At 63.5% G+C, this 17,129-nt stretch carries 14 protein-coding genes; 6 read left to right on the top strand and 8 right to left on the bottom strand.

What is annotated here, in order from left to right; genetic code table 11:
• Positions 1–9 precede the first annotated feature (9 nt).
• Positions 10–1,209 (bottom strand): formaldehyde dehydrogenase, glutathione-independent, encoded by a 1,200-nt coding sequence (gene fdhA / locus B0G75_RS18075; RefSeq protein ID WP_106308190.1) that lies wholly within the window; start codon positions 1,207–1,209, stop codon positions 10–12.
• Between the two features lie 292 nt (positions 1,210–1,501).
• Between fdhA and betI the strand changes: the two genes are divergently transcribed.
• The 5 genes from betI to B0G75_RS18050 all read left to right on the top strand — a co-directional run bounded on the left by betI (position 1,502) and on the right by B0G75_RS18050 (position 7,039).
• Complete coding sequence (gene betI, locus B0G75_RS18070; protein WP_106308187.1) at positions 1,502–2,089, top strand: transcriptional regulator BetI; 588 nt, start codon at positions 1,502–1,504, stop codon at positions 2,087–2,089.
• 42 nt (positions 2,090–2,131) lie between these two features.
• Positions 2,132–3,601, top strand: coding sequence for a betaine-aldehyde dehydrogenase (betB, locus tag B0G75_RS18065; RefSeq protein WP_106308184.1), 1,470 nt, complete (start codon positions 2,132–2,134; stop codon positions 3,599–3,601).
• An 11-nt stretch (positions 3,602–3,612) separates the two neighbouring features.
• Positions 3,613–5,298, top strand: coding sequence for a choline dehydrogenase (gene betA, locus B0G75_RS18060; protein ID WP_106308181.1), 1,686 nt, complete (start codon positions 3,613–3,615; stop codon positions 5,296–5,298).
• 156 nt (positions 5,299–5,454) lie between these two features.
• Positions 5,455–6,621 (top strand): class C beta-lactamase, encoded by a 1,167-nt coding sequence (gene ampC / locus B0G75_RS18055; RefSeq protein WP_106308178.1) that lies wholly within the window; start codon positions 5,455–5,457, stop codon positions 6,619–6,621.
• Between the two features lie 34 nt (positions 6,622–6,655).
• Complete coding sequence (locus B0G75_RS18050) at positions 6,656–7,039, top strand: cupin domain-containing protein (protein WP_258194544.1); 384 nt, start codon at positions 6,656–6,658, stop codon at positions 7,037–7,039.
• 45 nt (positions 7,040–7,084) lie between these two features.
• Here B0G75_RS18050 and B0G75_RS18045 read toward each other — a convergent pair whose 3' ends face one another.
• From B0G75_RS18045 to B0G75_RS18015, 7 genes are all read right to left on the bottom strand, one after another.
• Positions 7,085–8,503, bottom strand: coding sequence for an MFS transporter (locus B0G75_RS18045; protein ID WP_106308172.1), 1,419 nt, complete (start codon positions 8,501–8,503; stop codon positions 7,085–7,087).
• A gap of 142 nt (positions 8,504–8,645) precedes the next feature.
• On the bottom strand, positions 8,646–8,909 hold the full coding sequence (locus B0G75_RS18040) for a hypothetical protein (protein WP_106308169.1): 264 nt from the start codon (positions 8,907–8,909) through the stop codon (positions 8,646–8,648).
• Between the two features lie 57 nt (positions 8,910–8,966).
• Entirely contained in the window at positions 8,967–9,623 is a 657-nt protein-coding gene (locus B0G75_RS18035; RefSeq protein WP_106308166.1) for a sarcosine oxidase subunit gamma, read from the bottom strand.
• Complete coding sequence (locus B0G75_RS18030) at positions 9,613–12,615, bottom strand: sarcosine oxidase subunit alpha family protein (RefSeq protein WP_106308163.1); 3,003 nt, start codon at positions 12,613–12,615, stop codon at positions 9,613–9,615. Before B0G75_RS18030 ends, B0G75_RS18035 begins: the two co-directional genes overlap by 11 nt.
• Positions 12,612–12,974 (bottom strand): sarcosine oxidase subunit delta, encoded by a 363-nt coding sequence (locus B0G75_RS18025; RefSeq protein ID WP_106309115.1) that lies wholly within the window; start codon positions 12,972–12,974, stop codon positions 12,612–12,614. The genes B0G75_RS18030 and B0G75_RS18025 overlap by 4 nt, the downstream gene beginning before the upstream one ends.
• A gap of 28 nt (positions 12,975–13,002) precedes the next feature.
• Entirely contained in the window at positions 13,003–14,247 is a 1,245-nt protein-coding gene (locus tag B0G75_RS18020) for a sarcosine oxidase subunit beta family protein (protein WP_095420732.1), read from the bottom strand.
• A 56-nt stretch (positions 14,248–14,303) separates the two neighbouring features.
• Complete coding sequence (locus B0G75_RS18015) at positions 14,304–15,698, bottom strand: L-serine ammonia-lyase (RefSeq protein WP_106308160.1); 1,395 nt, start codon at positions 15,696–15,698, stop codon at positions 14,304–14,306.
• Between the two features lie 286 nt (positions 15,699–15,984).
• Here B0G75_RS18015 and B0G75_RS18010 point away from each other — a divergent pair, with 286 nt between their 5' ends.
• Positions 15,985–17,067, top strand: coding sequence for a GlxA family transcriptional regulator (locus B0G75_RS18010; protein WP_106308157.1), 1,083 nt, complete (start codon positions 15,985–15,987; stop codon positions 17,065–17,067).
• Positions 17,068–17,129: the final 62 nt, after the last annotated feature.

The raw sequence follows: 17,129 nt of genomic DNA, 5'->3' as shown, positions 1-17,129 counted from the left end.
ATTCCGCGATCAAGCCGCCTTCAACAACCCGTGCGGATCGATCACGAACTTCTTCGGCGCGCCGCCATCGAACTGGCGATAACCATCAGGCGCCTGGTCGAGCGACACCACGGTCACGTTGACGATATCCGCAATCGGCAAGCGGTCCCACAAGATCGCCTGCATGAGATTGTGGTTGTACTTCATCACCGGCGTCTGTCCGGTATGGAACGAGTGCGACTTGGCCCAGCCCAGACCGAAGCGGATGCTCAGGCTGCCTTTGCGCGCGGCGGCATCGGCGGCGCCCGGATCGTCCGTGACGTATAGGCCCGGAATGCCGATCGCGCCCGCGGCCCGCGTGATTTCCATCAGCGAGTTGAGCACGGTGGCCGGCGCTTCCTCGTGCGAACCGCTGCTGCCGTGGCCGTGCGCTTCGAAGCCGACGCAGTCGACCGCGCAATCCACTTCGGGCTTGCCGAGAATCTGCTCGATCTGCTCGCCGAGCGTGGCATCCTTCGACAGATCGATGGTCTGGAAGCCCATCTTGCGCGCGTGCGCGAGACGCTCCTCGTTCATGTCGCCGACGATCGTGCAGGCCGCGCCCAGCAAGCGCGCCGAAGCGGCAGCCGCCATGCCCACCGGGCCCGCGCCCGCGATATACACGGTGGCGCCGGGCTTCACGCCTGCCATCACCGCGCCGTGATAACCGGTCGGCAAAATGTCGGAGAGACACGTGAGGTCGCGGATTTTCGCCATCGCCTGCGCATGGTCGGGGAATTTCAGCAGATTGAAGTCGGCGTACGGCACCAGTACGTATTCGGCCTGGCCGCCGATCCAGCCGCCCATGTCCACGTAACCATAAGCGCCACCCGCGCGCGACGGATTCACGTTCAGGCACACGCCGGTATGTTGCGCCTTGCAGGTCGGACAGCGTCCGCAGGCCACGTTGAACGGCACCGAAACGAGATCGCCGACCTTCAGCGTTTCCACGTCCCGGCCCACCTCGATCACCTCGCCGGTAATCTCATGGCCGAGCACGAGGCCGACTTCGGCGGTCGTGCGGCCGCGCACCATGTGCTGATCCGAGCCGCAAATATTGGTGCTCACCACCTTCAGGATCACGCCGTGACCGATCGACCGGCCACGTGGATCGACCATCTTCGGAAAGTCGATCGACTGCACTTCCACCTTGCCCTGCCCTAGATACACGACGCCGCGATTGCTGCTCATTGTCTGTCTCCATGTCTTGTGAGCGGCGCGCCCGGTTCGCCCGGTTCATTAAAGAGCACGCCGTTCAACGAGCGTAGCGCCCAGTGAACCAGGCGCATGTGCCGAACGCGACATGGGTTTGGCCGGAACCGACACGACGGGCGCAGCCCTTGCCTATCCTGATGCACCCGACTTTTTATTGATTGACCGTTCAATATAAAAAACCTACCATGGCCGTTCGAATCCAGTTGAACGGGCCGCTTTCGTCTTCGGCAGTCCGCCCGGAGCCAACGCCAGCTATAGCGCCCGCACCATGCCCAAACTCGGAATGCGCGAAATCCGCCGCGCGCAGTTGATCGACGCCACGCTCCACACGATCGACCAGACCGGTCTCGCGGGCGCCACGCTGGCTTCGGTGGCGCAACGCGCGAGCATTTCCACCGGGATCGTCAGCCACTATTTCGGCGACAAGGACGGCTTGCTCGAAGCCACCATGCGTCACGTGCTGCGCGACTTATGGCAGGCCACGGCGCGCCGGCGCCGCGCGGCGAAGTCCGACCCGCGCTCCAAACTGCGCGCAGTGGTCGCCGCGAATTTCGACGCCGAGCAGACCAGCGGCCCGGTCATGAAAACCTGGCTCGCGTTCTGGTCCGAGAGCATGCACAAGCCGCCATTGCGGCGGCTGCAGTACGTGAACACGCGCCGCCTGAACTCGAATCTGTGCGCGGATTTTTCCAAAGCCATGCCGCGTGCCGCGGCGCGCCGTGCGGCGAGCGGCCTCGCCGCGTTGATCGACGGCCTGTGGCTGCGCGGCGCGCTCTCGGGCGAACCGTTCGACACCAAAGCCGCGCTGCGCGTGGCCAACGACTATATCGATCTGGTCCTCGCATCGCGCGAGTAAGCACACGGCCAGAGCGGCGACATCTTCAGAAAGGAGCAAGTCATGGCGGTATTCGCAACGCAACGTCTCTATATCGGCGGAGGCTATGTCGACGCCACCAGCGGCGAAACCTTCGACACGCTCGACCCCGCCACCGGCGAAACGCTCGCGAGCGTGCAGCAGGCCTCGGCGGCCGACGTCGATCGCGCGGTACGATCCGCGCAGCAAGGCCAACGCGAATGGGCCGCGCTCACAGCCATGCAGCGTTCGCGCATTCTGCGCCGCGCCGTCGAGCTTCTGCGCGAGCGCAACGACGAACTCGCCGCGCTCGAAACGCGCGACACCGGCAAGCCGATTGCTGAAACCCTCACGGTAGATATCGTCACCGGCGCGGACGTGATCGAATACTATGCGGGGCTCGCCACTGCAATCGAGGGACAGCAGATTCCGCTGCGGCCCACGTCGTTCGTCTATACGCGGCGCGAACCGCTCGGCGTTTGCGCGGGCATCGGTGCATGGAATTACCCGATCCAGATCGCGTGCTGGAAGTCGGCGCCCGCGCTCGCGGCCGGCAACGCAATGATCTTCAAGCCGAGCGAGATCACGCCACTGTCGGCGCTGAAACTCGCCGAGATCTATACCGAAGCCGGCGTGCCCGCAGGCGTGTTCAATGTCGTGCAAGGCGACGGACGCGTCGGCGCGATGCTCGCCGCGCATCCGGACATCGAGAAAATTTCGTTCACCGGCGGCGTGGAAACGGGCAAGAAGGTGATGTCGATGGCGGGCGCGTCGTCGCTCAAAGAAGTGACGATGGAACTCGGCGGCAAGTCGCCCCTGCTCGTGTTCGACGATGCAAACCTGGAACGCGCCGCCGACATCGCCATGAGCGCCAACTTCTTCAGCTCCGGGCAGGTGTGCACCAACGGCACGCGCGTGTTCGTGCAACGCGGCGTGCTCGAACGTTTCGAGGCCCTGGTGCTGGAACGCGTCAAGCGCATTCGCGTGGGCGCGCCCACCGACGCCGCCACCAACTTCGGCCCGCTGGTGAGCGCCGCGCAATTGCACAAGGTGTTGGGCTACATTGAAAGTGGCAAGCAGGAAGGCGCGCGGCTCGTGGCAGGCGGCAAGCGTCTCACCGAGGGCCATTTCGCCAATGGCCAGTACGTCGAGCCGACCGTGTTCGCCGACTGTCATGACGACATGCGCATCGTCCGCGAAGAAATCTTCGGGCCGGTAATGAGCATTCTCGTTTTCGACGACGAAGACGAAGCCATCGCGCGCGCGAACCACACTGCTTATGGTCTTGCCGCGGGTGTCGTCACGGAGAATCTGGCGCGCGCGCACCGCGTGATTCATCGGCTGGAAGCGGGTATCTGCTGGATCAATACATGGGGCGAGTCGCCCGCGGAAATGCCGGTGGGCGGCTACAAGCAGTCAGGCGTAGGCCGCGAAAACGGCATCACCACGCTCGAACACTACACGCGCATCAAGTCGGTGCAGGTCGAACTCGGCCCATATCAACCGGTGTTCTAAGGAGAGGCGCGATGGCTGCGAACGAATATGACTACATCATCGTGGGCGCGGGTTCGGCGGGCAACGTGCTCGCCTCGCGCCTGACCGAAGACGCGGACGTGACCGTGCTGCTGCTCGAAGCGGGCGGCCCCGACTACCGCTTCGACTTCCGCACGCAAATGCCTGCCGCGCTCGCCTTTCCGCTGCAAGGACGCCGCTACAACTGGGCGTACGAAACGGACCCCGAGCCGCATATGAACAACCGGCGCATGGAATGCGGGCGCGGCAAGGGGCTCGGCGGATCGTCGCTGATCAACGGCATGTGCTATATCCGCGGCAATGCGCTCGATTACGACGGCTGGGCCACGCACGCCGGCCTGGAAAACTGGACCTATCTGGATTGCCTGCCGTATTTCCGCAAGGCCGAAACGCGCGATGCCGGTGCGAACGCGTACCACGGCGGCGACGGTCCTGTGCACGTGACCACAAGCAAGCCCGGCAACAATCCGCTCTTCGCCGCGATGGTCGAAGCCGGCGTGCAGGCCGGCTTTCCGCGCACCGACGATCTGAACGGCTATCAGCAGGAAGGCTTCGGCCCGATGGATCGCACGGTCACGGCGAACGGCCGGCGCGCCAGCACGGCGCGCGGTTATCTGGATCGTGCGAAGGCGCGGCCGAATCTCACCATCGTCACGCATGCCGTGACGGATCGCGTGCTGTTCTCGGGCAAGCGCGCGGTCGGCGTCGCGTATCTGCATCATGGCAATGCGGTGAACGCGCAGGCGCGTCGCGAGGTGCTGGTGTGCAGCGGCGCGATTGCGTCGCCGCAGTTGTTGCAGCGCTCGGGCGTGGGTCGCTCGACATGGCTGCGCGAACTCGACGTGCCGCTCGTCCACGATCTGCCTGGTGTCGGCGAAAACTTGCAGGACCATCTGGAGATGTACATCCAGTACAAGTGCAAGGAGCCCGTTTCGCTTTACCCGGCGTTGCAGTGGTGGAATCAACCGGCTATTGGACTCGAATGGATGCTCAAGGGTACGGGCATCGGCGCGAGCAATCAGTTCGAAGCCGGCGGCTTCATCCGCACACGCGACGACGATCTGTGGCCGAACATTCAGTATCACTTCCTGCCGGTCGCGATCAACTACAACGGTTCGAACGCCATCAAGATGCACGGCTTTCAGGCGCACGTCGGTTCGATGCGCTCGCCGAGCCGTGGCCGCGTGAAGCTCACGTCGCGCGATCCGAACGCGCATCCGAGCATCCTGTTCAACTACATGGCCGACCCGCTCGACTGGCGCGAGTTCCGCGACGGCATCCGCATCACGCGCGAGATCATGCGGCAACCGGCGCTCGACCGCTATCGCGGCCGCGAACTGAATCCGGGCGCCGAACTGACTACCGATGAACAGCTCGACACGTTCGTGCGCATGCGGGCGGAGACGGCGTTTCATCCGTCGTGTTCGTGCAAGATGGGCTATGACGACATGGCCGTGGTCGATAACGAGGGCCGTGTGCACGGCATGGAAGCGCTGCGCGTGGTGGATGCGTCGATCATGCCGCGCATCACGACTGGCAATCTGAACGCGCCGACCATCATGCTGGCCGAGAAGATCGCCGACCGGATTCGTGGACGCGAACCGCTCGCGCGGGTGGACACGCCCTACTTCGTGGCGAATGGCGTGGCGTCGAGAAAACGGGAGAGCGCGACGGTTTGACCTAACGCCTTTGTTCGCGCATAAGATTTTCTTTACCCTCGCGCAACTTATCGTCGATTGTCAGTGTCTGGCAAAAGCCGGATAGTGCGGCCTCAAGGCGTTTCAAAGAATCTTTTGGAGCGCCTCTGCCGACAGACATTCAAGGAAACGCGAGAGATGAAGTTTAAAGCCCTCTGCCTCACGGTAACCGTGGCCTTTGCGTTGGCCGCTCCCATGAGCCACGCAGCCGATGCCACGCAAGACAGCATCAAACGTACGGTCGACGCGGCGATCCAGCCGCTCATGGCGAAAGACGGCATTCATGGCATGGCGGTTGGTGTCATCGTCGAGGGCAAGCCTTATGTGTACAACTACGGCGTCGCGTCGACGGAAACCGGCAAGCCAGTAACGCGCGACACGCTGTTCGAACTCGGCTCGATCAGCAAGACCTTCACGGCGACGCTCGCTTCGTATGCGCAGGTCAGCGGCGATCTTGCCCTGTCGGATCCGACGAGCAAATATTTGCCCGTGCTTCAGGGCAGCCGGTTCGGCAACGTGAAGCTGGTCGATCTGGGCACGCATACGCCCGGCGGGCTGCCGTTGCAGGTGCCGGACGAAATCCATAACGACGACGAACTCATGCAGTATTTCAAGGCATGGCAGCCCAGTTGCGCGCCAGGCACCTGCCGGACTTACGCCAATCCGGGCATCGGCACGCTCGGACTGATCACCGCAAAGAGCATGGGGCAGGATTTCACGGCGTTGATGGAACAGCGCATGTTTCCCGCGCTGGGGTTGAAGAACAGTTATATCGATGTCCCGACAGCACGGATGCCGGACTACGCGCAAGGCTACAAGAAAGACGGTGGGCCGATCCGCATGGCGCCCGGCGTGCTGTCGGACGAAGCCTATGGTGTCAAATCCACCGCCGCCGACATGACGCGCTTCATGCAGGCCAACATGAATCTGCTCCCACTCGATGCAAAGTTGCAACGCGCGATCACGGACACGCACACCGGCTACTTCAAGGCAGGTGTGCTGACCCAGGATCTGATCTGGGAGCAATACGCGTATCCGGTCGCGCTGAAGACATTGCTGGCGGGCAATTCATCGGCGATGGTCTTGAACGCGATGCCCGCAGTAGAAATCAAGCCGCCGCTCGCGCCTCGTTCAAACGTCTGGATCAACAAGACCGGTTCGACCAATGGGTTCGGCGCGTATGTGGCTTTCGTGCCCGAGAAGCAGTTGGGCATTGTGATGCTGGCCAACAAGAACTTCCCGAATGAGGATCGGGTGGCTGCTGCTTATAAGATTCTGACGGCGCTTACTGAGGCCGCGCACTGATAGGGGCGACTCGATCATGAACAGGTTCCGTTGCGTGCCGCTGATCGCTGCGGTCGTCATCAATCTGCCTTCGGCCAATGCAGGCGAAAAGGCGCCCGACGCCAAAGAGACCGTGGTGCTTCAACGCGTCCCCGTTCCGGGAACCGATCGCGAAATGGGCATGGGCATCGCCGAATTTCCACCGAATGCCGCCAAGCCGAAGCACAAGGCGACCGGGCCGGAGCTCGCCTATGTGCTCGAAGGTGAAGTCACGGTCCAGATCGAGGGCAGACCGGCGCAAGTCGTTCACGCCGGCGAGAGTTACCGGATGCCGGCAAATGTCGTTCACGTGACGAGCGCCGGACCGGCGGGCGCGAAAGTGTTGGCGACGTGGGCTTGGGTGCCTGGGGAGCCGTTTAATATGCGTGTTCAGAATTGAACGACCAAGGGTGCAGTTCAATGGACTGCACCCTGAGTCACGCGCTCACTCCCGCGCCGGACTCAACACCCCCCGCGCATCCGTCTCAACCGCCTCCGACACCAGCGTCTCGAGCGCCAACCCGCGCGTCTCGATGCCCAAAATCCACACCGCCGCCGCTGCGATCACAAAACACATCGCGCCGAGCGAGAACACGCCACCTTGGCCGAACATCGGCAACACCACGCCCACCACGTAAGGTCCGATCAGCGAACCCACACGGCCGATCGCCGACGCGAAGCCCGACCCCGTCGCGCGCGCGCCGGTCCCGTACAGTTCCGGCGTGTAGGTGTACAGCACCGCCCACATCGCGAACAGGAAGAACTGCATGGCCAGCCCGGCGCAGATCAACAAGGTCGGCGTCTGAGCATGCAGCGCGGTTTGTCCATACACGTAAGCCATCACCGCACTGCCCGCGAGCGACGCGATGCAAGTCGGTTTACGGCCCCAACGTTCGACCAGCCACGCAGCGCAAATAAACCCGGGAATTCCACCGAGAGAAATCAGCACTGTGTACAGCACCGACTTCGTCACCGCAAAGCCTGCCTGCTGCATCAACGCGCCGAGCCACGACGTCAGCCCATAGAAACCGAGCAGCGCAAAGAACCACAGCGTCCACACCATAATCGTGCGACGCCGGTAAGCCATGCTCCAGATCTCGCGGAACGCCCCCGTGCCCTTGGCGGCCGGCGGTTCTGCGAGCATGACAGGCGCGCGCAACTGGCTCAGCCCGGCCGCTTTCATCACCTTCACTTCGACCTCGGCGAGAATCTTGTCCGCTTCACCGAGACGTCCGCGATGTTCGAGCCAACGCGGCGACTCCGGCACGACGCGACGCACGATCAACACGAATACAGCGGGAATCGCGAGCAGCGCAAACTCGGTGCGCCAGCCGAAGGTCGGCAAGACGAAGTACGACACCACGCCCGCAGTAATGAAGCCGAGCGGCCAGAAACCGTCCATTAGCGCGATCAGACGGCCGCGCGACGCAGCCGGCACGAACTCCGACAACAACGTCTGCGCGATGGGAAACTCCATGCCCATCCCGAAGCCGAGCAGCACGCGATAAAAGATCAACGCTTCCACGCTCTGCGCAGTCGAGCACAGATACGACGCGAGCCCCCACAACACCATGCTCCACTGAAAGACAGGCCGGCGGCCGAAGCGATCCGCCAGCAAGCCGGCAATTGCCGCGCCGATCACCATGCCGAAGAAACTCGCGCTGGCCACCAGCCCCGCAGTCGCGGTCGATAAGCCGAATTCCGTCTTGATCGAACCGAGCACGAAAGTCATCGTGCCGAGATCGACGGAATCGAAAAAGAACGCGATGGCGATGATGATGAAAACGGTCCGGTGATAACCGGAGAACGGCAGTCGTTCGAGTCGGGCGGCTGCGCTCGCGCGCGGCGGATAGGCGGTGGACATGTCATCCCCTGGTGGATGCGGCGCTTGCCGCGTGGGTACTCCTGAGTGTTTTCAGTAGAAGCCGACATAAATCGGCCACATAGAAGAAATACGTCATCGGCATGGAACGGGTGCGCCGCTCCATACGTGCGGATCGCGAGACTCAGGCCCGCAGACGCGCCCGCGCGGCGCCTGCAATGCGCGCCAGCGCCTCCGCGCTCAACCGTGCGGCGATTCGTTCGACGTATTCATGATGACGCGGCTGCAACGGCGCACCGAGTTGCTGCGCGAGGAGATAGCGGATCAGCGCAATGCGCCGATGCCGCAGCACGATGCTTTGATCGAGCAGCGCGAGCGCGGCATGGGCATCGCCTTCGTGGCACGCGCGCTCGGTGAGACGCGCGGTGGCTAGACGTGTCGACGTCATGGCGAATATCGAGGGATGAAACGCGCGAGCGGTTCGAACAGGACCGCTCACCGCGCCTTACGACATCAGCGGCTCGGCCGCGTCGAGCATCATCTTCACGAAGTAGTCCGCAAAGCTGCGGCGCACGACGATATCGAAACTGTTCGCACCGGTGGGCAGAAGCGTCATCGATGCCTTGAAATAGTGGCTCTGCGCGCACTGCCCTTCGCCGAACAGCTTGGGGTGCAAATCGAGCGGGCAACCGCGCGACAGCACTTCACGCGTGCGCGTGCCGCTGATTTCGAGCACCGTGTAGCCGCTGCCGATATCCACCGCCGAAGCGAACACGCCCGCGAAGGCCGCGCCGAGTTTCGCCTGCAACGGCGCGGTGCGCGTCGCGTCGTGCGCCGTGGCCGAGCGCACCAGCCACTCGTCCGGGCCGAGCCACATCACGTCGTAGCCGTTGCCGCGCGCCACGGTGTTCGCCTTCTCAGGCGGACGGCAACCGAGCACGCTTTCAAAGGCGCGCACGAACGCGGCGTCACGCGTATCGCCGCGCACGTTCACGAGCTCCAGAAACGGCCGCTCGTTCAATCTGAACGCGGCGCCCCCCGTCGCCTGATGCTTCTTCAGCAGCGCGTCCGTGCCTACCAGCGGCGACTCCTGCCACACGCCGGTCTGTTTGCCGACAGCACGATCCACGACCGACGCCGTCCCTCTCGTTTCATTCCACATGTTGACGTGCTCCTTCGCTGTCGTAGAACACCGAACTGGTGACCTTCGCTGCAATCTGTTTGCCGCTCGAAAGCGGAATCGTGACCGTTTCGCCGATCTTGTCGAGACCGCCCTTGACGACCGCCATCGCGATCGAACGCTTCAGGATCGGGCTGTAGTAGCTCGACGTGACGTGGCCGAGCATCGCCGCCGTCTCGCCCTGGAACGGACCCGCGACGATCTGCGAGCCTTCCGGTATCACGAACGACGGATCGTCCGAGAGCAGGCCGACCAGTTGCTTGCGCCCTGCCTTCGCGGTGTCCGAGCGCGTCAGCGAACGCTTGCCGAGAAAGTCCTTCGACTTCGCGACGAGCCCGCCCATGCCGAGGTCGTACGGCGTCATCGAGCCGTCCGTATCCTGGCCGACGATGATGTAGCCCTTCTCCGCGCGCAGCACGTGCATCGTTTCGGTGCCGTACGGCGTGATGTCGAACTCGGCACCCGCGGCCATCAGCGCTTCCCACACCGCGCGCCCGACGTTCGCCGGCACGTTCACTTCATAAGCCAGTTCGCCCGAGAAGCTGATGCGCATCACACGCGAAGCCGCGCCCGCCACCGTGCCTTCGCGATAGCTCATGAACGGGAACGCCGCGTTCGCGAAGTCGATGTCCTGGCAGACCTTCTGCAGTACCTTGCGGCTGTTCGGACCGACCACGGCAAAAGTCGCCCAATGATCCGTCACCGACGCGAGCCGCACGCGCATGTCCGGCCATTCGGTTTGCAGCCAGCGTTCGAGCCACGTCAGCACGCGCGCCGCGCCGCCGGTGGTGGTCGTCATCATGTAGTGCTGGTCGGCGAGGCGCACGGTCACGCCGTCGTCGAAGATCATGCCGTTTTCGTCGAGCATCAGACCGTAGCGGCACTTGCCGACTTCCAGCTTGCTCCACGGATTCGTGTAGACCCAGTTCAGGAGCTTCGCCGAATCGGGGCCCTGAATGTCGATCTTGCCGAGCGTGGAAGCATCGAGAATGCCGACGCTCGTGCGCACCGCGAGCGATTCACGCGCCACAGCCGCGTGCAGGTCTTCGCCCGCTTTCGGGTAGTACCACGGACGCTTCCAGTTGCCGACGTCCTCGAAAGCCGCGCCGTTTTCCACATGCCATTCGTGCACCGCCGTCTTGCGCACCGGATCGAGAAACTCACCCAGCTCGCGGCCGGCGAACGTGCCGAAGGTGACGGGCGTGTAGTTCGGACGGAAGGTCGTGGTGCCGGTCTCGGGAATCGTCTTGCCGAGCGCCTGCGCGAGAATCGCCATGCCGTTGATGTTGCCGAGCTTGCCCTGGTCGGTGCCGAAACCCATCGCCGTATAGCGCTTTACGTGCTCGACCGATTCGAAGCCCTCGCGCGCCGCGAGGAAAATATCCGCGGCCGACACGTCGTTCTGGAAATCGATGAACTGCTTCGGCCCGCGCGTGGCCATCTCGCGGCCGCCGACCAGCCACAGCGGCTGCATCTTCGCTTCCGTGATCTCGGCGACCTGAACCGGATTGGGCCGAGCCACGATATGACCGGCCGCGCGCGCGGCTTCGGCGCCCGCGTCCATCGCGAAACGGATGCCCTGGCCGAGCCTGAAGTCGCCCGCGCATGCGCCGACGCTGGTTTCCGGCTGCATCGCCTTGCCCGGCACGAAGCACGCCTTCTCGTCATGCCAGTGCGCCTTGCCGCCCGATTGCGCGAACAGATGCAACACCGGGCTCCAACCGCCGGACATCGCGAGCAGATCGCAGGCAAGCTCGCTCTGCTTCGCGCCGACCTGTCCGTTCGAATACGGCGCGAGGTCCACCGACGCCACGCGCAGTTTGCCGTGCGCCGCCGTGATCACGACACCGTTCAACACCTTGACGCCACAGCGGCGTGCCAAAGCGGGCAGCGTGCCCTTCGATTCGCTCGCGCGCGGATCCACCACCGTCACCTGAGCGCCGGCTGCTTTCAGATCGAGCGCACATTGATAACCGTCGTCGTTATTGGTGAACACCACCGCGTTGCGGCCCGGCAGCACCGCATAGCGATGCAGATACGTCGACACGGCCGACGCCAGCATCACGCCCGGCAGATCGTTGTTGCCGAACACGATAGGACGCTCGTGCGCGCCGGTCGCGAGAATCACGCGTTTCGCGCGGATCTTCCACATCAGTTCGCGCGTGCCCTTGCGCTGCGACACCGGCAAATGTTCAGTGAGCCGCTGCGTCACCGTCACGAGATTGTGGTCCTGATAGCCGAATGCCGTGCTGCGGCACAGGATCTTCACTTCGGGCATCTGCCGCAATTCGTCTTCGATCTTCTGCACCCACTGGAGCGCGGGCTTGCCGTCGATCTCCGCGCGGCACGAGAGCAGCGAGCCGCCGAGTTCCGGCTGATCGTCGACCAGCGTCACGCGCGCGCCGGACAACGCGGCGGCATGCGCGGCCGCGAGGCCGGTCGGGCCACCGCCCACCACCAGCACGTCGCAATGCGCAAAGCACTTGTCGTAGCGATCCGCGTCGGTATGTTCCGGCGCCTTGCCGAGACCGGCGGCGTCGCGGATCACTTCTTCGTACTTCGGCCAGAACTTGCGCGGCCACATGAAGGTCTTGTAGTAGAAGCCGGCCGGAATGAAGCGCGCGAACTTCTGGTTGACCGCCATGCGGTCTTTCTCGATGCTCGGCTTCGCGTTCACGCTGGTGGCCACCAGGCCCTGATACAACTCGACTTCGGTCGCGCGCGCATTCGGCACCGTGTACGCGCCGGTTTCGAGTTGCACGACCGCATTCGGCTCTTCCACACCCGCCGTGACGATGCCGCGCGGCCGGTGATATTTCCAGCTGCGCGCGACGAAATGCTCGCCGTTCGCGAGCAGCGCCGAAGCCAGCGTGTCGCCCTGATAGCCCTGGTACTGGCGGCCGTTGAAGGTGAACGTCAGCGGCATTGCGCGATTGATGCGGCCGCCGTTAGGGAGTCGGTCTTTCTGGCTCATGATGCCTTGCCCTCTTGTGCCGTGTTTTGTGCCGTGTTTTGTGCCTTGTTTTGTGCCGTGTTTTGCGTGTTAGCCTCAGCGCTATCCATGGCGAGCAACGGACGCTCGAACGTCTCGTAGCCCTGGATCTCGTAGCTCACCGTATCGCGTTGCGCCTTGAACCAGCGACGGCAGCCTTGCGTGTGCATCCATTGCTCGCGATGCACGCCGCGCGGGTTCTTGCGCATGAACAGGTAGTCGCCCCATTCGCGGTCGGTGAGTTTCTCGGTGTCGAGCGGACGGGCAATGTCCGCTTCGCCGCCGCATGAAAATTCGGTTTCGGCGCGGGGCCCGCACCACGGGCATTCGATCAATAGCATTTCTTTGTCCTCGTCCCAGTGCGTGACGTTAGTGGGCAACAGCGGCGGCGCCGTGTTCATCGATCAGGTGGCCGGTATAGAAACGGTCCAGCGAGAAAGGCGCGTTCAGCGCATGCGGCTCATCCTTCGCAATGGTGTGCGCGTACGCCCATCCGGAACCCGGCGTCGCCTTGAAGCCGCCCGTGCCCCAACCGCAATTGAAGTACAGCCCCTTCACGTCGGTCTTGCTGATGATCGGGCACGCATCCGGCGAGACGTCCACGATGCCGCCCCACTGGCGGTTCATCCGCACCCGTGAGAACACCGGGAACATTTCGACGATCGCTTCGAGCGTGCCTTCGATAATCTGGAAACTGCCGCGCTGACCGAAACCCGTGTACTGGTCCACGCCCGCGCCGATCACCAGATCGCCCTTGTCGGACTGGCTGATATACGCGTGCACCGCGTTCGACATCACCACCGTGTTGACCACCGGCTTGATCGGTTCCGACACCAGCGCCTGCAACGGATGGCTCTCCAGCGGCAGCCGCACGCCGGCCATGTCGGCGAGCGTCGAGGTATTGCCCGCCGCGACGATCGCGACTTTCTTCGCCTTGATGAAACCCTTCGTGGTGTCCACGCCGACCACCTGACTGCCGTTGCGGCGAATGCCCGTGACCTGGCAGTTCTGCACGATATCGACGCCGGCCTGATCCGCGCCGCGCGCGAAGCCCCAGGCCACCGCATCGTGACGCGCCACGCCGCCGCGCCGCTGAATCGAGGCGCCGAGCACCGGATAGCGGCTGTTCAAGTTGATGGTTGGCTCGATTTCCTTGATCTGCGCTGGCGTGAGGAACTCGGCGTCGACGCCGTTCAGCCGGTTCGCATTCACGCGGCGCTCGGTGTCGCGCACGTCCTGCAACGTATGCGCGAGGTTCATCACGCCGCGCTGGCTGAACATGACGTTGTAGTTCAGGTCCTGCGAGAGCCCTTCCCACAGCTTCATCGCTTTCTCATAGAGCGCAGCCGACTCGTCCCACAGATAGTTCGAGCGCACGATGGTCGTGTTGCGCGCCGTATTGCCGCCGCCGATCCAGCCCTTCTCCAGCACGGCGACATTGCGCACGCCGTGTTCCTTGGCGAGGTAATACGCGGTGGCAAGACCATGCCCGCCGCCGCCGACGATCACGACGTCGTATTCACGTTTGGGCTCGGGGCTCTTCCACTGTCGCTCCCAGTTCTCGTGATACGACATCCCGTTGCGCAACAGGCTGAATATCGAATAGCGGCTCATCGTGGGTCCTTGTTGGTGCTGTCTTTGCTGGTGTTTCGTGTTTGATAAAACGGGATTCAACACTCGATGACGTTCACGGCCAACCCGCCGCGCGACGTCTCCTTGTATTTCGTCTTCATATCGGCGCCGGTTTCGCGCATTGTCTTGATCACGTTGTCGAGCGACACGTAATGCTGGCCGTCGCCCTTCATCGCCATGCGCGCGGCGTTCAGTGCCTTGATCGCGCCCATCGCATTGCGTTCGATGCACGGAATCTGCACGAGCCCGCCGACCGGGTCGCAGGTCATGCCGAGGTTGTGTTCCATGCCGATTTCGGCGGCGTTTTCGACTTGCGTCGGCGTGCCGCCCATCACGGCGGCGAGCGCCGCGGCGGCCATCGAGCAGGCCACGCCCACTTCGCCCTGGCAGCCCACTTCGGCGCCGGAGATCGACGCCGTTTCTTTATAGATGATGCCGATCGCCGCCGCCGTCAGCAGAAAGTTGACGATGCCCTCGTCGTTCGACGCGTGCATGAACTTCACGTAGTAGTGCAGCACCGCGGGAATCACGCCGGCGGCGCCGTTGGTCGGCGCGGTGACGACGCGCCCGCCCGCCGCATTCTCTTCGTTGACGGCCATCGCGTAGAGGTTGACCCAGTCGAGCATGGAGAGCGGATCGCGCAGCGACTCTTCCGAGCGCGAACGCAACTGTCCGCACAGATCGGCCGCGCGGCGCTTCACGTGCATCGGACCGGGCAACTCGCCGCGCACCTTGCAGCCGCGTTCGACGCACGCCGACATGGTGCGCCAGATCGCCAGCAAGCCTTCGCGCACTTCCTGCTCGGGACGCGCCGCGCATTCGTTGCGCAACGTGATCTGCGCGATCGACAATCCGGTTTCGCGGCAGACGCGCATCAGATCGTCGCCGGTACGAAACGGATACGGCACTTCGGCGCCGGCGCGCACGCCGTTCACGCGATCGCCCTCGCGATTCACCACGAAGCCGCCGCCGATCGAGTAATACTCCTTCTCCACCAGCAGTTGGCCGTTTTCGTCGAAAGCCTGAAAGCGCATGCCGTTCGGATGCACGATGCCCGAACCCGGTGCGCCCGGCATCAGCTTGCGGAAAAAGCCCAGATGCTCGCGCTCGTCGAATTTGATGGGGTGCTTGCCGAGCAGCACCAGTTGTTTCGTCGCGCGGATCGCTTGCAGGCGCGGCTCGATCAGGTCCGGGTCAATGGAATCGGGCAGATTGCCTTCGAGTCCCAACAGCACCGCTTTGTCCGTGCCGTGCCCCTTGCCGGTCGCGCCGAGCGAGCCGAACAGGTCGACCTTCACGCCGCGCACGAAGCCGAGCAGATTGGCGTCTTCGATATGCGAAGCGAAGCGGCATGCAGCGATCATCGGCCCCACGGTGTGCGAGCTTGAAGGACCGATACCGATCTTGAACAGATCGAAGACGCTGACGTTCATGGCGTGCCTTGTGAGTTGCGATGCCTTGGGTGGATTGGCCTCTATTGCACCGCAGGTCAAATTGAACCGATAGAATAAAAACGGCATGGCAGTGGGATAGTGGCGTCAATGGCCGCGCCGGCAAAGGTCCGCGGCGTATTTGCGAAGACTTCTGACGCATTTGCGACAGGCGCCGGCGGTACGGCTCGCGATGCTGACGGCACGCCTTCACCTTCACCGAGCGCGACAGCGCGTCCGGTCCCCGGTGCTATGCTTGATCCAACCCTTTCCCTTGCTGGCTGCATGCATGAATTCCGCTGAACCGCTTCCCCCTCAATCGATCGACGGCACTTCGAAGCAGCGCATCCGCTTCGGCATCATCCTGTTGCCGAACTTCACGCTGACCGCGTTTTCGGGCTTCGTCGACCTGCTGCGCCTGTCCGCGGACGAAGGCGATTTCAGCAAGCCCGTGCGCTGTTCGTGGAGCGTGATAGGGGAAACCCTTGCTCCGGTGCGCGCGAGTTGCGGCATCCAGATCACGCCGTGGGAGACGTTCGACACCGCCGAGCCGTTCGATTACGTCGTAGTGGTGGGCGGCCTCCTGCATTCCGGGCCGGCCGCGAACGACGCCACGCTCGCCTTTATCCGGCGCGCCGCCGCCACCGATGCGACGCTCGTCGGCATGTGCACGGGCGTGTTTTCGCTGATGCGCGCGGGCGTGCTCGACGGTTACCGCATCTGCGTGAGCTGGTTTCACTACTGGGATTTCATCGAGCGCTTTCCGTCGGTGAACGAGGAAGCGCTGATCGCCGACCGGCTGTTCGTGATCGACCGCCGGCGCATTACGTGTTCCGGCGGACGCGCGTCGATCGACGTGGCCGCCGCGATCCTGTTGCGTCACTTCGAAACCGCCACGGTGCAGAAGGCGCTGCGCATTCTGCTCGTCGACGACATGCAGAAAGGCAACGCGCCGCAGCCGCATCCGCCGGGGCTCGCGCCCGCCACGCATCCGAAGGTCAAGCGCGCGATTCTACTGATGGAGCAGCATGTGGGGCGTTCGCTGTCGCTCGATGAACTTGCGGGGAAACTCGATCTTTCGCCGCGTCAGTTGGAGCGGCTTTTCAAGGCGGAAACGGGCAAGGCGCCGCAGGCCTATGCGAAGCAGGTGCGGTTGCGCACGGCCGCGTGGTTGTTGACGAGTTCGGATAAGACGGTGGCGGATATTGCTTCGAGTTGCGGGTTTTCCGATGCTTCGCATCTGGGGCGGGAATTCCGCAAACAATTCGGTCTGCCGCCGATGATGTATCGCGAGCAGCGCGGCACGGCGGCGGAAGCTGAGGATAGTGGGGATTTTGACGAGACGTTTCCGGGGCGGGCGCAGGCGATTTGAGGTTGGTGATGCGACCCGCCAAGACTTTGCCAGCCGAATGACAGGGTTCAAACGGCCGGCAA

The sequence above is a fragment of the Paraburkholderia sp. BL18I3N2 genome (assembly GCF_003001875.1).
GTDB lineage: Bacteria > Pseudomonadota > Gammaproteobacteria > Burkholderiales > Burkholderiaceae > Paraburkholderia > Paraburkholderia phytofirmans.
This window is presented reverse-complemented; position numbering and strand designations above follow the sequence as displayed.

Coding starts and splice junctions, on each gene's coding strand:
- B0G75_RS18030 (WP_106308163.1), bottom strand. CDS start 12,615: ATGAGCCAGAAAGACCGACTCCCTAACGGCGGCCGCATCAATCGCGCA.
- betA (WP_106308181.1), top strand. CDS start 3,613: ATGGCTGCGAACGAATATGACTACATCATCGTGGGCGCGGGTTCGGCG.
- B0G75_RS18035 (WP_106308166.1), bottom strand. CDS start 9,623: ATGTGGAATGAAACGAGAGGGACGGCGTCGGTCGTGGATCGTGCTGTC.
- betI (WP_106308187.1), top strand. CDS start 1,502: ATGCCCAAACTCGGAATGCGCGAAATCCGCCGCGCGCAGTTGATCGAC.
- B0G75_RS18025 (WP_106309115.1), bottom strand. CDS start 12,974: ATGCTATTGATCGAATGCCCGTGGTGCGGGCCCCGCGCCGAAACCGAA.
- B0G75_RS18015 (WP_106308160.1), bottom strand. CDS start 15,698: ATGAACGTCAGCGTCTTCGATCTGTTCAAGATCGGTATCGGTCCTTCA.
- B0G75_RS18020 (WP_095420732.1), bottom strand. CDS start 14,247: ATGAGCCGCTATTCGATATTCAGCCTGTTGCGCAACGGGATGTCGTAT.
- fdhA (WP_106308190.1), bottom strand. CDS start 1,209: ATGAGCAGCAATCGCGGCGTCGTGTATCTAGGGCAGGGCAAGGTGGAA.
- betB (WP_106308184.1), top strand. CDS start 2,132: ATGGCGGTATTCGCAACGCAACGTCTCTATATCGGCGGAGGCTATGTC.
- B0G75_RS18040 (WP_106308169.1), bottom strand. CDS start 8,909: ATGACGTCGACACGTCTAGCCACCGCGCGTCTCACCGAGCGCGCGTGC.
- B0G75_RS18010 (WP_106308157.1), top strand. CDS start 15,985: ATGAATTCCGCTGAACCGCTTCCCCCTCAATCGATCGACGGCACTTCG.
- ampC (WP_106308178.1), top strand. CDS start 5,455: ATGAAGTTTAAAGCCCTCTGCCTCACGGTAACCGTGGCCTTTGCGTTG.
- B0G75_RS18045 (WP_106308172.1), bottom strand. CDS start 8,503: ATGTCCACCGCCTATCCGCCGCGCGCGAGCGCAGCCGCCCGACTCGAA.